Origin of the sequence: Streptomyces carpinensis (assembly GCF_002154505.1) — a bacterium.
GTDB classification, from domain to species: domain Bacteria; phylum Actinomycetota; class Actinomycetes; order Streptomycetales; family Streptomycetaceae; genus Streptomyces; species Streptomyces carpinensis.
This window is the reverse complement of sequence record NZ_MUBM01000235.1, coordinates 12103-25071: the sequence shown is the minus strand read 5'-3', so window position 1 is coordinate 25071 and position 12969 is coordinate 12103. Positions and strand designations below refer to the sequence as shown.

Sequence of the window (12969 nt, the reverse complement as noted above, 5' to 3'; positions counted from 1 at the left end):
CTCTCGTGCGTCTTCGTTCGGGGGCTGCAGGGGGGTGACAACCAGGGTGCCAATCAGGGTGGCAACCAGGGGTGGCAATCAGGCCGACAACCAGCGGTGCTGCCCCCACGCTCCCACGGTCCGGTCCCTACGCGTCCGTTTCCGTCACCCCAAATGAACCGGTACTGGCCCCAAGGTGAACTCTGGGCGACGAGTGTTCGAGGTCGCACCCTGACGGCTGTGGGCACGTCGTACCGCGTGCCTAACCTTGACGCATGGACGTGAACGCGGCGGTCGCCGCAGCGGCAGCGATCGCCGGAGTACTCACCGGTGTCATCGCCATGCTGGCGTTCCGCTTCAGTGAGCGAGAGCAGAAGCGTCCGACGCGCACCTCGCTGCACACCGACCCGGTGCTTCCACCCGGCGTGGACACCGTGCTGTCGGTGCTGCGCTCCTCGGCCGTCGTCCTCGACGAGGCCGATGCCGTGGTCAAGGCCAGCTCCGCCGCCTATGCCCTCGGGCTCGTGCGCGGCGGCAAGCTCGCCGTCGAGCCCATGCTCCAGATGGCCCGGGACACCCGGCGGGACGGGGAGATACGGCAGGTCGAGCTGGACCTGCCCCGGCGCGGCACCGGCCGCGGCGAGGCCCTCGCCGTCTCCGCGCGCGTCGCGCCGCTGGGCTCGCGACTGGTCCTGCTGCTGGTGGAGGACCTGACCGAGGCCCGCCGCATCGAGGCCGTACGGCGCGACTTCGTCGCCAACGTGAGCCACGAGCTGAAGACGCCCGTCGGCGCGCTCTCCCTGCTCTCCGAGGCCGTGATGGACGCCTCCGACGACCCGGAGGCCGTGCAGCGCTTCGCCGGACGCATGCAGATCGAGGCGACCCGGCTCACCAACCTGGTGCAGGAGCTCATCGACCTGTCGCGGGTGCAGAACGACGACCCGCTGGAGGACGCCGAGCCCGTGCGCATCGACGAGCTCGTCGCCGAGGCCATCGACCGCTGCCGCCACCAGGCCGGCACCAAGCAGATCACCATGGCCACGGGAGGCACTGCCGACCTGCGGGTCTGGGGCAACCGCGGCCAGCTCGCCGCCGCGCTCGGCAACCTCGTCGAGAACGCCGTCAACTACTCCCCGGCCCGCACCCGCGTCGGCATCGCCGCGCGCCGGATCGCCGCGCCGGGCGGAGACCTCATCGAGATCGCCGTGACCGACCAGGGCATCGGCATCTCCGACAAGGACAAGGAGCGCATCTTCGAGCGCTTCTACCGCGTGGACCCGGCCCGCTCACGTGCCACGGGTGGCACCGGTCTGGGTCTCGCGATTGTCAAGCACGTGGTCGCCTCGCACGGCGGGGAGGTCACGGTGTGGAGCGCCGAGGGACAGGGCTCCACCTTCACCCTGCGGCTTCCGGAGGCGGCAGCGGCCCGAGAGGCCCGCGACCGCGCCCGGCAGCACCCCGACCCTGCCCTCGACGACGAGGCCGGGCAGTCCCCCACCGAGTCATCACCGTACGAACCGCTTCCCGCCCCGGAGGTCCTTCCGTGACCCGAGTGCTCGTCGTCGAGGACGAGGAGTCCTTCTCAGACGCACTGTCCTACATGCTCCGCAAGGAGGGCTTCGAGGTCGCCGTCGCGGCCACCGGGCCCGACGGACTCGACGAGTTCGAGCGCAACGGCGCCGACCTCGTCCTTCTCGACCTGATGCTGCCGGGGCTGCCCGGTACGGAGGTGTGCCGTCAGCTGCGCGGCCGCTCCAACGTCCCCGTGATCATGGTGACCGCCAAGGACAGCGAGATCGACAAGGTCGTCGGCCTGGAGATAGGGGCCGACGACTACGTCACCAAGCCCTTCTCCTCCCGCGAGCTCGTCGCCCGCATCCGCGCGGTGCTGCGCCGGCGCGGCGAGCCGGAGGAGGTCGTCCCGGCCGCCCTGGAGGCCGGCCCCGTCCGCATGGACGTCGACCGGCACGTCGTGACCGTCTCCGGCTCCAAGGTCGACCTGCCGCTGAAGGAGTTCGACCTCCTGGAGATGCTGCTGCGCAACGCCGGCCGCGTGCTGACCCGCATGCAGCTCATCGACCGCGTCTGGGGCGCCGACTACGTGGGCGACACCAAGACGCTGGACGTCCACGTCAAGCGCCTGCGGGCCAAGATCGAGCCGGACCCGGGGGCACCGCGCTACCTGGTGACGGTCCGGGGGCTCGGGTACAAGTTCGAGCCGTAAGCCGCGTACGGGCTCCATGGCCCGCGGCCGCGTACGGCTCCAGGGCCGCGGCCACGGCGCTCCGCGGGCCGCCGCCACGGCGAAGGGCGGCACTCTCTCTGAGGAGGGTGCCGCCCTTCGGGCGTGCCTACGCCTGTCGTGCCCTGCCGGGCCGACCGGCCCGGCAGGCCGGTGTCAGTGGCTGGCGGCCGACTGGGACGCCGAGTCGCTCGGGGTCACCGTGGTGCCGGTGCCCGACTCGGCCGAGTTCGAGGCCGTCGCCGTACCGCTCGGCGACTGCGACGGTGACTTCGACTTCCCCGGCTTGCCGGAGGCGTCGGGGGAGGTGGTCGCGGTCGCGCCGGCCGGGGCGCCCGGAGCCGCCGGGATGTTGCTCGGACCCCACTTGTCGAAGTAGCTCTCGGCCGGGACGACGAAGGCGCGCAGGCTCACGTCACCGGCGGCGCTGAAGCTGAACGTGATCTTCTGCGCGTTGCCGTCCTGGACGGACGGGCCGGGGTTGGGCAGCGCGGCGGAGGCGTTGCCCTTGCCGCCGAGGATCACCGAGCCGTGGGCCGGGATCGTCAGCTTGCCCTTGCCCGCGGCGGGGGTGATCTGGGCGGAGCCGTCGCCGTCGATGCGGATGGCGTCCAGCGTCTGGGGGTTCTTGCCGTTGTTGAAGACGGTCACCGAGATGACGGCCGGGCCCTTGGTCTGAGTGCCGGGCTGGGTGATGATCACCGCGTTCTGGACCTTGATGTCGCCGACGGTGGCGGCCGCGTTGTCCGGCTTGACCTGGAGCGTCTGGGCATCGTTGCCGGCGCCGCAGGCGGCGAGCGAGGCGATCGAGAACGCGATGGCGGCGGCGGCGAGGGCGCCGCGTCGAAGGCTGCTGCTCACGGCGGCGGCAACTCCTTGAACGTGGGCGGTACAGGGCGACCTCTTGTAAAGCCGCCCTAAGGGTCTGTCAGCGGCCATAGGTTACCGAGCCGTTCCCACGGCCCCGCACCCGACCCGCCCCTCCACGCCGCCGGGGCACCCGGACAACCGCTCCGCACACCGCCCGGGAGCGCTCTCAATGCGCCCCTCGCTGCGCCTTCCCGTGCCTCTCGGCTCGCAATGGCCGCGCCGTCGTCCGCCATTCACATAAGCGTCTCCCGGCATACCTGCGGGCTTAGCCGCCGGCTTACCCGTCGGCATAGCCGCGGTGATCGGCTCTCGACCGCTCTCGCCCGCTCTGCTCCGCTCCCCGGATTTCCGGCGAGGGAATGCGGGGCCGGCGCGGGAATTGATCACCAACGCCGGGTGGGCCGTTCCGCGGTGGCTGTGATCAATTCCGGATTCGTCCCGGACTCGCCCCTCGGTCACCGAACGGAGTAGCGGAAGTCGAGCACTTGGAACCGGACAAAACGGGACGTTCAGCCGTTTGGGCGAGGCGCCCGGATGTGTGTAACGTACGCGTTTCGCCCTGTGCGAAGAGCCCCTCCGACCTGCGAATACCTGCTTCCTCTTGGCCCGCCGAACCCTTCCGAAGCACGTCCCGGTTGCTGTTGTCAAGCCCCGAGATATGCCCTGACCTGCGAAAACGCCATTCAGAAGACGCCGTATCCGTGTTACCCTGGATAGCCACGGAAGGGGTACCTGTCACATGACGTTCAAGGTTGGCGACACCGTGGTCTATCCCCATCACGGGGCCGCGCTGATCGAGGCCATCGAAACTCGTCAGATCAAAGGCGTGGACAAGACCTACTTGGTGCTGAAGGTCGCCCAGGGTGACCTGACGGTGCGTGTGCCAGCGGACAATGCGGAGTTCGTCGGCGTGCGTGATGTGGTCGGTCAGGACGGGCTGGACCGGGTCTTCGAGGTGCTGCGCGCTCCGTACGCCGAGGAGCCCACGAACTGGTCGCGTCGATACAAGGCAAACCTGGAGAAGCTCGCCTCCGGCGATGTCATCAAGGTCGCGGAAGTCGTGCGTGACCTGTGGCGTCGTGAGCGCGAGCGCGGACTCTCCGCCGGAGAGAAGCGCATGCTCGCCAAGGCCCGCCAGATCCTGGTGAGCGAGCTCGCCCTCGCGGAGAACACGAACGAGGACAAGGCCGAGGCCCTGCTCGACGAGGTTCTCGCGTCCTGACGCGAGGCGACGGCGACACTCGCCTCGATTCCACTCACCACACCGAAAATGCCGCGGTGCCCGATGACTCGATTTCAGTCGCCGGGCGCTGCGGCATGTTCGTGCCCGCGCTGCCTGTCACACGCGGACACCCGCTCACGTCACGCGATCCACGCGGCGGGACACCTGCTGCTCGACCCACGCACGTGACGTCCATGCCGTACGGCGGGGGAGGGTCCCCCGATACTGTGTGCCGGGCCCGGGCAGTCGACTCGACCGAGGTCACGGAAGGGTCCGGTCGAGCCGTCGCGCCCGGCACGGTGAGGCCATACCCCGGCACGGTGTGGCCATACCCATGCCAGGCCAGAAAACAAACCTGACAGGAACCGATGTCTGACGATTCGCGTCCTTCGCTTTCGGCTGCCCAGCCCGGGCCCCACGTCGCCGCCGTGATCCCGGCCGCCGGCCGGGGCGTACGCCTCGGTCCGGGCGCCCCCAAGGCGCTGCGCACGCTGGGCGGCACCCCCATGCTCGTCCACGCGGTGCGCGCCATGGCCGCCTCCCGGGCCGTCTCCCTGGTGGTCGTGGTGGCCCCGCCCGACGGCGCCGACGAGGTCAAGTCGCTGCTCGACGCGCACGCGCTGCCCGGGGGTACCCCCGGCGGCAGTTGGGGGAGGACCGACTTCCTGGTCGTGCCCGGCGGCGAGTCCCGCCAGGAGTCCGTCCGGCTCGGCCTGGAGGCGCTGCCGCCCGGTCACGACATCGTCCTCGTCCACGACGCCGCCCGCCCGCTGGTCCCGGTGGACACCGTCGACGCGGTCATCGAGGCCGTACGGGACGGGGCACCCGCCGTCGTACCCGCGCTGCCCCTCGCGGACACCGTCAAGCAGGTGGAGCCGGCCGCCACGCCGGGCGAGCCCGAGCCGGTGGTGGCCACGCCGGACCGCGCGCTGCTGCGGGCCGTGCAGACCCCGCAGGGCTTCGACCGGGCCACGCTCGTGCGCGCCCACGCGACGGTCACCGACAACGTCACCGACGACGCGAGCATGGTCGAACAGCTCGGCGAGCGGGTCGTGGCCGTGCCCGGCCACGAGGAGGCGTTCAAGGTGACCCGCCCGCTGGACATGGTCCTCGCCGAGGCGGTGCTGGCCCGCAGGAGGCTCAACGATGGCTACTGACACGCCCGGGGCGCAGCCGGCGGAGCCGGTGCTGCCCCAGGTCGGCATCGGCACCGACATCCACGCCTTCGAGGACGGCCGCGAACTGTGGTGCGCGGGACTGAAGTGGGAGGGCGAGGGGCCGGGCCTGGCCGGGCACTCCGACGCGGACGTCGTCGCGCACGCCGCGTGCAACGCGCTGTTCTCGGCCGCCGGGCTGGGCGACCTCGGGCAGCACTTCGGCACCGGGCGCCCCGAGTGGTCGGGAGCCTCCGGGGTCACGCTGCTGACGGAGGCCGCGCGGATCGTGCGCGAGGCGGGCTTCCGGATCGGGAACGTCGCCGTGCAGGTCGTCGGCCCCCGGCCGAAGATCGGCAAGCGGCGCGACGAGGCCCAGAAGATCCTCTCCGAGGCGGCCGGCGCGCCGGTGTCCGTCTCCGGCGCCACGACGGACGGGCTCGGCTTCCCCGGCCGGGACGAGGGGCTGATGGCGGTGGCCACGGCCCTCGTCGTGCGGGTGAGCTGACGGCGCGCGAGGGTAGCCGCACAGTCACCACATCGACGACACCGACCGTGGTCATGGAGGTACCCCATGCCAGCCGCCCTGTCCGACCGGCTCAAGTCACTGCTCGACGACCCGGTCTTCATCGTCCTCGGCACGATCCAGCCCGACGGCAGCCCGCAGCTGTCCCCGGTGTGGGTGATGCGGGACGGTGAGGACCTCCTCGTCTCCACCACCGTCGACCGCCGCAAGAAGCAGAACATCGACCACGACCCGCGCGTCAGTGTCGTCGTCCAGGATCCCCAGTCGCCCTACGAGTACGCCGAGATCCGCGGCACCGCCGAGATGACCACGGAGGGCGGCCAGGACCTCATCGACGCGCTGAGCCTGAAGTACACCGGCAAGAAGTACGCCGAGTTCAACCCGGCGTCGTCGCAGGACGCCGAACGCGTGGTCGTGCGGATCACGGCGCGGAAGGTCGTCGGCAGTCTGTGACGGCGTTCGCCGCAGCGGGTCACAAATGCGTGGCCTTGCGGGGAAGGGGCGCGAGGCACTGCCCCCGGCCCACTACCCTGGAGTGGTGACTATTCGCCTGTACGACACCAGCGCCCGGCAGATTCGTGACTTCACCCCGCTCAGGCCGGGTTGTGTCTCGATCTACCTGTGTGGCGCCACCGTGCAGGCGGCCCCGCACATCGGGCACATCCGGTCGGGGCTGAACTTCGACATCATGCGCCGCTGGTTCACCTACCGCGGCTACGACGTCACGTTCATCCGCAACGTCACCGACATCGACGACAAGATCATCAAGAAGGCCGCCGAGCAGGCCCGCCCCTGGTGGTCCATCGGCTACGGCAACGAGCGCGCCTTCGACGACGGCTACACCGCGCTCGGTTGCCTGCCGCCCACCTACGAGCCCCGCGCCACCGGTCACGTCACCGAGATGATCGAGATGATGCGCGTGCTCATCGAGCGCGGGCACGCCTACGAGGCCGACGGCAGCGTCTACTTCGACGTCCGCTCCTGGCCCGACTACCTGGAGCTGTCCAAGCAGGATCTGGACGAGCTGCGGCAGCCCGCCGAGGAGGGCATCACCGGCAAGCGCGACCCGCGCGACTTCGCCATGTGGAAGGCCGCCAAGCCCGGCGAGCCCGACTGGGAGACGCCGTGGGGACGCGGGCGCCCCGGCTGGCACCTGGAGTGCTCGACCATGGCGCACAAGTACCTCGGCTCCGCCTTCGACATCCACGGCGGCGGCCTGGACCTGATCTTCCCGCACCACGAGAACGAGATCGCCCAGGCCAAGGCCTACGGCGACGAGTTCGCCCGGTACTGGGTGCACAACGCCTGGGTCACCATGAGCGGCGAGAAGATGTCCAAGTCGCTCGGCAACTCGGTGCTCGTCTCCGAGATGGTCAAGCAGTGGCGGCCCATCGTGCTCCGGTACTACCTCGGCACGCCCCACTACCGCTCGACCATCGAGTACAGCGAGGACGCGCTGCGCGAGGCCGAGTCCGCGTTCGCCCGGATCGAGGGCTTCATCCAGCGTGTGGTGGAGAAGGCCGGCCCGGTGGAGCCGTCCGCGCAGGTGCCGCCGGCCTTCGCCGAGGCGATGGACGACGACCTGGGCGTGCCGCAGGCCCTCGCCGTGGTGCACACCACCGTCCGGCAGGGCAACAGCGCGCTGGCCGCCGACGACAAGGAGGCCGCCGTGGCCCGGCTCGCCGACGTGCGCGCCATGCTCGGGGTCCTCGGCCTCGACCCCCTGGACGAGCACTGGGCCGGTGAGGACGGCGACCGCGGCGAGGATCTGCACGGAGTGGTCGACTCCCTGGTCCGCATGGTGCTGGACCAGCGCGAGGCCGCCCGCTCCCGCAAGGACTGGGCCACCGCGGACGCCATCCGCGACCAGCTCAACCAGTCCGGGCTGGTCATCGAGGACAGCCCGCAGGGTCCCCGCTGGAGCCTCGGCCCCCGCTGAGCCGCCCTGGCCGGTGGAGATCGACAGTGCCGTCCGGTCGTCCGGGCGGCACACTTCATAGACGCAACGACGAACGTTCCAACAGACAGGTAGGTCATGGCCGCGAACAACCGCCGCATGTCCGGCAAGAAGGGCGCGCAGGTCGGCAGCGGCGGCAAGCGGCGCCGGGGCCTGGAGGGCAAGGGCCCCACGCCCCCCGCCGAGATGCGCAAGGGACACGCCAAGCAGCGTGCCGCCCAGACGAAGTCCCGCCGCGCCCAGGGGCGCCCGCAGCGCCGCGGATCGGGCAAGTCCGCCTCCGAGCTGGTCGTCGGCCGCAACCCGGTCGTCGAGGCGCTGCGCGAGGGCGTGCCCGCCACCACCCTCTACGTCCAGCAGTTCATCGACAACGACGAGCGCGTCCGCGAGGCGCTGCAGCTCGCGGCCGAGCGCGGCGGCATCAACCTCATGGAGGCCCCGCGCCCCGAGCTGGACCGGATGACGAACGGGCTCAACCACCAGGGACTGGTCCTCCAGGTCCCGCCGTACGAGTACGCCCACCCCGAGGACCTGGCCGACGCCGCCGCCGACGCCGGGGAGGACCCGCTGATCGTCGCCCTCGACGGGGTGACCGACCCGCGCAACCTCGGCGCCGTCGTCCGCTCCGTCTCCGCCTTCGGCGGCCACGGTGTGGTCGTCCCCGAGCGGCGCGCGGCCGGCATGACCGCGGGTGCCTGGAAGACCTCCGCCGGTACGGCCGCCCGTACGCCCGTGGCCCGCGCCACCAATCTGACGCGCGCCCTGGAGACGTACCAGAAGGCGGGCATCACCGTCGTCGGCCTGGCCGCGGACGGCGAGGTCGAACTCGGTGACCTGGAAGCCCTGGAGGGCCCGGTCGTCATCGTCGTCGGCAGCGAGGGCAAGGGTCTGTCCCGGCTGGTCGGCGAGACATGCGACTTCCGGGTGCGGATCCCGATGCCGGGCGGGGCGGAGTCGCTCAACGCCGGTGTGGCGGCCGGGATCGTGCTCTACGAGGCGGCGCGCAGGCGCGGGTGAGGGGCGGCCTCCGGCCGGTCGCGAGAGGTCGAACGGAGGTCCGCATATTCACCCGCTCGGGTAGAACCGGGCGTTCGGTGCAAGTTTGACGCGGCCCGGACAGATCCGGCGGGTCAAGGCAGTGTCCTAACTCCTCGTCACTCGGTTAGATGAGTGTGGACACCAGAACACCCCGCACACCCACGGGGGACCGCTCGTCGGGATACGACGACGCTCCCGCGCTGAGCATGGTGAAGGTGCCGAGCGATCCGGCGCAGGTCATCGTCACTCACGCGAGCTTCCGCGTGCAGTTGGGCGCCTCCTCGCGGCGCACCCGGTCCCCGCGTATCGCCCGGCACTCGAGCGCCACCGAGAACACCGCCCGCGTGCCGGTCGTCGGCCCGGCGGGCCGGGTCCAGGCCGTGCCCAACCGCCGACCGGTCGTCTGGAGCGGCAGGTCCGCCCCGGACGACACCGGTGCCCACCGGCTGCTGCAGGCGGTGCGGAGCGGCAGCGTGCGGTACGCCGAGGACCCCTCCGCCGACGCCGGGGCCACGCAGGTCATCCCGCGCGTCGACCCCGCCTCCGGCTACGGCGCGGGTACCGGCACCTACGGCGACCTCGACGAGACGGTCGAGACCCCCGTCGTCGGCGCCCAGCGTGGCACCGAACCCGGCCAGACCCGGCTGCTGCCGCACATGCGGAGCGTGGGCAGCGCGTACGAGGAGTCCGTGTACGGCGACTCCGGTCACGGCCGTACCGGGTACGCGCAGCCGGGCGCCGGCGCCCCGCCCTACGACCACTCCGGGTACGCCCGACCGCCCTACGACCACGACGACTTCGCGGACGACGACCCGGACGCCGACTTCGCGGAGGACGGCCTCGCGGACTTCCGCCCCGGCGACCCGGCGGTCGAGGCCGGGCACCGGCGCGGCAGGCGGCACGGCGGCGACGACCCGGCGCGCCACGCCTACTACCCGGGCCGGCGGATGAACCTCGGCGTCGTCCTGCTCCCGCTGCGGATCTTCCTCGGGTTCGTCTCCGTCTACGCCGGCATGGGCAAGCTGTGCGACCCGCTCTACTTCGACGGCGGCAAGCGCGGCTCCATGGTCAAGTGGCTCAACGCGCTGCACCCCTGGGAAGTCGCCGAGCCGCTGCGGCAGTTCGCGCTCCAGCACCCGGTCGGCTCCGGCCTGGTCATCGCCTTCCTCCAGGTCATCGTCGGTGTCCTGACGGTCCTGGGCTGCTGGCAGCGGGTCGCCGCGGTGGTCGGGGCGCTGCTCTCGGCCGCGCTGATCGTCACGGTCAGCTGGCGGACCGTACCCGTCTACGACGCCCCCGACATCATCTATCTCGCCGCCTGGTCCCCGCTGATCATCGCCGGGGCCCCGGTGTACTCCGTCGACGGCCGGCTCGCCGCCTCCGCCTGGCGGCGGCTCGGGCCGCGCTCCGACATCTGGGACCTGCGCCGGTTCGTGCTGCGCCGCGGCGCCCTGCTCACGGTGGTCGTCGCCGGCCTCACCCTGCTCGCCGGCTCGCTGCTCGGCGGCGCGGTGCGCGATGCCGACCGGGTGGTCGTTCCCGGCCCCGGGGAGGCCCCGCGCAACGAACTGCCCGGCTCGCCGCTCCCCGACCGGTCCGGCGACCGGCAGCGGCACCAGAACTCGCCGTCGGCCTCGACCTCGCCGAGCCACCGAGGCGCCTCCGCGGGCCCGTCGGGCAGCCCCGCGACCACGCCGGGCAGGACCCGGGAGAGCGGCACCGCCACCAGCGGGTCCCCCAGCCAGACGCAGGGCACCGGCCAGGTGCCGCCGCGCCACTCCTCGCCGGTGCAGCAGGCGCCCAGCACCAGCGCGGGCCCGACCTCCGGAGGCACCGCGACCGGCGGCACCGGCTCGACCGGCGGCTCGGGCTCGGGTGGCTCCGAGGGCGGCAGCTCCTCCTCCGGCCAGCCGGGCCTGGTGGGCGGCCTGCTGGGCTAGGTCCGAAACTGCCGGACGGGCGCTGGCACGGCCGCCGGACGAGAAGGGCCCCGCACCCGGGGGTGCGGGGCCCTTCGACGTGTGCGGGGGAGGGAGGGCGCGAGGTCACCTGCCCAGCGCGGCCAGCTCCTTCGCCGCCTCCGTCAGGTCCTTCGCGGTGTCGATGGCACGCCAGTAGGCGCCCTGCGGAATGGGGAAGCCGGCCAGTCGGCGTTCGCGGGCCAGCCGCGGGAACGTGGTGCGCTCGTGGTCGCCGCGCTCCGGGAGCAGGCCGGCGAACTCGGGGGAGAAGACGTAGACGCCCGCGTTGATCTCGAACGTCGACGGCGGGGCCTCGATGAAGTCCGTGATGTGGCCGAAGCCGTCGGTCTGCACGGCGCCCCAGGGAAGGCGCGGACGGGCCAGCGCGAGGGTCGCGACCGCGTCCCGCTCGGTGTGGAAGTCCGCCATGTCCCGCAGCGAGAAACGGGTCCAGATGTCACCGTTGGTGGCGTACCACGGCCTATCCGGGCGTGGGAGGTGAGCGGCGGCGAACTTCAGACCGCCGCCGCGGCCGAGCGGCTCCGACTCCACGGCGGTGGTCACGCTCACGGGCAGCGCCGCCGACTTCAGCCACTCCTGCAGGACCTCGGCGAGATGCCCGCAGGAGACCACCACGTCCGTGACGCCCTCCTCGGCGAGCCAGGCGAGCTGGTGTCCGATGATCGGGGTGCCCGTGCCGGGGATCTCGACCATCGGCTTGGGCCGGTCGTCGGTGTACGGGCGCAGCCGGGACCCCTGGCCACCGGCCAGGATGACGGCTTGAGTGGGGCGGGAGGCCGCATTCGGATGGCTCATGCCCGAACTGTACGTGCCGCCCCGACCCAGGACCGCACCTCACCCGGCCACCCTGCGGCGCCCACACGACAGGGCCCTGCCGACCGCTCCCGGCGGTGAGGCCCGGGGTGTTGTGCCCGGCCGGGGCGGCGCGAGGCGTTGTGCTCGGCCGGGCGGGGTCGGCGGTGTGCCGGAGAGGTCCACGGGGGACGGTCGGACTCGACCCCGCTTACGGGGGCCCGCTTGCCTGGGATGTCCGGGAGCCGGATGGCGAGGGCCCTCGGGTAGCGAGGCCGGGTGGCGGGGGCCCTTCCGGCCACGACCCCTGGGGAGCCCCAGCCCCTCGGCCGCAGCAGCCGGACGGTGACCTCCGGACGCCTTGCTGGGCGCGGCTGTGGCGAGGCCCGCCCGAGCCGCATGAGTTCCGCCGGCCCGCCGGTGTCAGCGGCGGGCCGGCAGCGCCTGTCGGCCTGCGGGGGCCGGGGAGCCGGATGGCGAGGCCACTCGGGCCGCGAGCCCCCTACGGGCTGCGGCCCCCTGACTCAGCTGTGGGCCGTGAGGACGCCGGAGGCGAAGGAGGTGTCGCAGACCGGGCGGGCGTAGGACTGGGCGCGGGAGGGGCCGTAGATGCGGACCGCCGCGCGGCCGAGGGTCCGGGCGATGGAGGCGCAGTGCCTGGCCAGCGACGGGCGGCCGTTGACCGCCTCCTGGAGGTGGGTGAGCGCGACGCCCGGGTTCTTCTCCTGCAACTCCGTCAGCAGCTGGTCGCGCAGCACGTCCTGCGGGGCGCGGGCGTGGCCGACGACCTCCGCCGCGGACGTGTCGGACGCGGTGAGCACCGAGTTCGAGGGGTTCCCCGACCAGTTGACTCGGGTGACCGCGAGGGTCCCGGAGAGCACCAGGACGACGGGCAGGACGAGGGCGAGGGAGCGGCCGATCCGGCGGGCGGGGCCCCGGCCGCGTCGCGCGGGTTGGGTGGTGGAGTGCTTCACGCGAGGGAGCGTATCGCTCAGTGATGATTTGGCGACATTTAGTCACCTCTTCGAGGGATGGGTATCCACCCTTTCCGGGGCGGCGTGTTGACGCACACTGCTCGAAACGTCCGGTGCGCCGGGGTGTTCCGGAGACGCCGAAAAGGGCCCCGTGGCAGCTCACGGGGCCCTTTTCGGCAGCACTCGTCAACCTGGGTGGATCACCCGGGGTGGTCTCGAGGTTTCAGCCGGAG

At 72.2% G+C, this 12969-nt stretch carries 12 protein-coding genes; 9 read left to right on the top strand and 3 right to left on the bottom strand.

The window, feature by feature from the left end; translation table 11 throughout:
- The first annotated feature begins 254 nt into the window (after window positions 1-254).
- Together phoR and phoP are read left to right on the top strand one after the other, a co-directional pair.
- Window positions 255-1526, top strand: coding sequence for a two-component system sensor histidine kinase PhoR (gene phoR, locus BZY54_RS29495; RefSeq protein WP_086728383.1), 1272 nt, complete (start codon window positions 255-257; stop codon window positions 1524-1526).
- A gap of 5 nt (window positions 1527-1531) precedes the next feature.
- Window positions 1532-2203 carry a two-component system response regulator PhoP gene (gene phoP, locus BZY54_RS29490; RefSeq protein WP_483025153.1) on the top strand — a complete coding sequence of 224 codons (672 nt, stop codon included), beginning with the start codon at window positions 1532-1534 and terminating at the stop codon, window positions 2201-2203.
- 174 nt (window positions 2204-2377) lie between these two features.
- On the opposite strand, the gene BZY54_RS29485 is transcribed toward phoP, so the two are convergent.
- Window positions 2378-3082 (bottom strand): copper chaperone PCu(A)C domain-containing protein, encoded by a 705-nt coding sequence (locus BZY54_RS29485; RefSeq protein WP_086728381.1) that lies wholly within the window; start codon window positions 3080-3082, stop codon window positions 2378-2380.
- 748 nt (window positions 3083-3830) lie between these two features.
- On the opposite strand from BZY54_RS29485, the gene BZY54_RS29475 reads away from it, so the two are divergent.
- From BZY54_RS29475 to BZY54_RS29445, 7 genes are all read left to right on the top strand, one after another.
- Complete coding sequence (locus BZY54_RS29475; protein WP_003953493.1) at window positions 3831-4313, top strand: CarD family transcriptional regulator; 483 nt, start codon at window positions 3831-3833, stop codon at window positions 4311-4313.
- A 368-nt stretch (window positions 4314-4681) separates the two neighbouring features.
- Window positions 4682-5470, top strand: coding sequence for a 2-C-methyl-D-erythritol 4-phosphate cytidylyltransferase (gene ispD / locus BZY54_RS29470; protein WP_086728380.1), 789 nt, complete (start codon window positions 4682-4684; stop codon window positions 5468-5470).
- Entirely contained in the window at window positions 5460-5975 is a 516-nt protein-coding gene (ispF, locus tag BZY54_RS29465; RefSeq protein WP_086728379.1) for a 2-C-methyl-D-erythritol 2,4-cyclodiphosphate synthase, read from the top strand. The genes ispD and ispF overlap by 11 nt, the downstream gene beginning before the upstream one ends.
- Window positions 5976-6041: 66 nt before the next feature.
- On the top strand, window positions 6042-6446 hold the full coding sequence (locus BZY54_RS29460) for a PPOX class F420-dependent oxidoreductase (RefSeq protein WP_086728378.1): 405 nt from the start codon (window positions 6042-6044) through the stop codon (window positions 6444-6446).
- Between the two features lie 85 nt (window positions 6447-6531).
- The gene (gene cysS, locus BZY54_RS29455; RefSeq protein ID WP_086728377.1) at window positions 6532-7932 is read left to right on the top strand and encodes a cysteine--tRNA ligase; all 1401 of its coding nucleotides are present in this window, start codon (window positions 6532-6534) and stop codon (window positions 7930-7932) included.
- A 96-nt stretch (window positions 7933-8028) separates the two neighbouring features.
- The gene (gene rlmB / locus BZY54_RS29450) at window positions 8029-8967 is read left to right on the top strand and encodes a 23S rRNA (guanosine(2251)-2'-O)-methyltransferase RlmB (protein WP_086728376.1); all 939 of its coding nucleotides are present in this window, start codon (window positions 8029-8031) and stop codon (window positions 8965-8967) included.
- Between the two features lie 149 nt (window positions 8968-9116).
- Window positions 9117-10928 carry a DoxX family protein gene (locus BZY54_RS29445; RefSeq protein WP_244217392.1) on the top strand — a complete coding sequence of 604 codons (1812 nt, stop codon included), beginning with the start codon at window positions 9117-9119 and terminating at the stop codon, window positions 10926-10928.
- Window positions 10929-11033: 105 nt separating this feature from the next.
- Here BZY54_RS29445 and BZY54_RS29440 read toward each other — a convergent pair whose 3' ends face one another.
- On the bottom strand, window positions 11034-11765 hold the full coding sequence (locus BZY54_RS29440; RefSeq protein WP_086728374.1) for a nucleotidyltransferase family protein: 732 nt from the start codon (window positions 11763-11765) through the stop codon (window positions 11034-11036).
- A gap of 521 nt (window positions 11766-12286) precedes the next feature.
- Window positions 12287-12736, bottom strand: a complete 450-nt coding sequence (locus BZY54_RS29435) for a hypothetical protein (protein WP_086728373.1) — start codon at window positions 12734-12736, stop codon at window positions 12287-12289.
- Window positions 12737-12969: the final 233 nt, after the last annotated feature.

Excerpts from the sequence above, each read along its gene's own strand:
- BZY54_RS29440 (WP_086728374.1), bottom strand. The coding sequence starts at position 11,765 with ATGAGCCATCCGAATGCGGCCTCCCGCCCCACTCAAGCCGTCATCCTG.
- ispD (WP_086728380.1), top strand. The coding sequence starts at position 4,682 with ATGTCTGACGATTCGCGTCCTTCGCTTTCGGCTGCCCAGCCCGGGCCC.
- BZY54_RS29445 (WP_244217392.1), top strand. The coding sequence starts at position 9,117 with ATGAGTGTGGACACCAGAACACCCCGCACACCCACGGGGGACCGCTCG.
- phoR (WP_086728383.1), top strand. The coding sequence starts at position 255 with ATGGACGTGAACGCGGCGGTCGCCGCAGCGGCAGCGATCGCCGGAGTA.
- rlmB (WP_086728376.1), top strand. The coding sequence starts at position 8,029 with ATGGCCGCGAACAACCGCCGCATGTCCGGCAAGAAGGGCGCGCAGGTC.
- BZY54_RS29460 (WP_086728378.1), top strand. The coding sequence starts at position 6,042 with ATGCCAGCCGCCCTGTCCGACCGGCTCAAGTCACTGCTCGACGACCCG.
- BZY54_RS29475 (WP_003953493.1), top strand. The coding sequence starts at position 3,831 with ATGACGTTCAAGGTTGGCGACACCGTGGTCTATCCCCATCACGGGGCC.
- ispF (WP_086728379.1), top strand. The coding sequence starts at position 5,460 with ATGGCTACTGACACGCCCGGGGCGCAGCCGGCGGAGCCGGTGCTGCCC.